Origin of the sequence: Streptomyces sp. NPDC018947, assembly GCF_044390505.1 — a bacterium.
GTDB lineage: Bacteria > Actinomycetota > Actinomycetes > Streptomycetales > Streptomycetaceae > Streptomyces.
Genome location: NZ_JBIRZD010000045.1, coordinates 1 through 1,173, shown reverse-complemented (window position 1 = coordinate 1,173; position 1,173 = coordinate 1). Strand labels below are relative to the sequence as shown.

Sequence of the window (1,173 nt, the reverse complement as noted above, 5' to 3'; positions counted from 1 at the left end):
GCCGGCTGCGGGACTGGACCGAGGCCGGCGTCTGGCCGCGTCTGCATGCCGCCCTGCTGACCGAACTGCGCCGCGCTGACCTTCTGGGCCTGGACGACTGCGCCGTGGACGGGTCGCATGTCCGGGCTCTGAAAGGGGGGATCACGTCGGTCCCTCGCCCGTTGACCGTGCCCGACCTGGCTCCAAACACCATCTGATCGTCGACCGCCAGGGCACTCCGCTCGCTGTCACGCTCACCAGCGGAAACCGGCATGACGTCACTCAGTTGCTGCCGCTGCTGGACGCCGTCCCAGCGATTCGGGGCCTGCGAGGACGCCCACGCCGCAAGCCCCGGCGTCTGTATGCCGATCGGGGCTACGACTTCGACAAATACCGCCGTCTGCTGTGGAAGCGCGGCATCAAGCCGGTGATCGCCCGACGCGGGGTCGCCCACGGCTCCGGACTGGGAAAGGTGCGCTGGGTCGTCGAGCGCGCCTTCGCCTGGTTGCACCAGTTCAAGCGGCTCCGCATCCGCTACGAACGACGCGCGGATCTGCACCAGGGCCTGCTTGAACTGGCCTGCAGCCTCATATGCCTTCGCCGTCTGCGAACTTCATTCTGAAAGATCAGTAAGGGGCGACATGCCGGAGGCGGTGGCAAGGCGGCAAAGTCGATTCTCGCCCTTGGGGGCTGAACTCAGGAGAGGCCGAAGGTGATGTTCACGGAGCTGTCCCGTCCGGCGCCTCCATGAGTGTGAGAGTTCCATCCTCCGCCTCGAAGACCCTCACCAAGATCCCGCTGTTGTCCTCGCCGGGAAACACAATGGAGAAGTAGGGGTCCATCTCCATGAGGAAGTCCCAACCCTCGCGCTGGGTCGTGTCTAGGGCATTGACATGCCGACCGGTTGCCTGCCACGTGCCGACCGCGTCGACAGCGATGGTGATGTCGATGTCGTACTTCTCAAGGCACGTCGCGTGATTGGCCCACCATTCGAGGCGGGCCTGACCCACGAATCGATCCATGAGCACACTATGCACGGTGCCCCGGCCGGACGGGCAAGTCTGTGCGGCTGCCGGTCGCCGTGGGTCAGGCTGTGAGACAGAGCCGCATGGGACAAGCCGGACAGGCCCTCGCCTCAACCGGCTGCACCGATGTGCCTTCACTGCCTCCGGATCTCATTCTGAAACCATCAGT

1 protein-coding gene and 1 pseudogene are annotated in these 1,173 nt (G+C 65.1%); one reads left to right on the top strand and one right to left on the bottom strand.

From position 1 onward, the window contains the following. Positions 1-601: pseudogene (locus ACH499_RS34575) on the top strand (IS5 family transposase); the annotation flags it as partial. 97 nt (positions 602-698) lie between these two features. On the opposite strand, the gene ACH499_RS34570 reads toward ACH499_RS34575, so the two are convergent. Continuing rightward, entirely contained in the window at positions 699-1,001 is a 303-nt protein-coding gene (locus ACH499_RS34570; RefSeq protein ID WP_399020991.1) for a hypothetical protein, read from the bottom strand. Positions 1,002-1,173 lie beyond the last annotated feature (172 nt).

What these genes read in the sequence shown, in the direction of transcription:
- ACH499_RS34570 (WP_399020991.1), bottom strand. Translation starts at nt 1,001, where the DNA reads ATGGATCGATTCGTGGGTCAGGCCCGCCTCGAATGGTGGGCCAATCAC.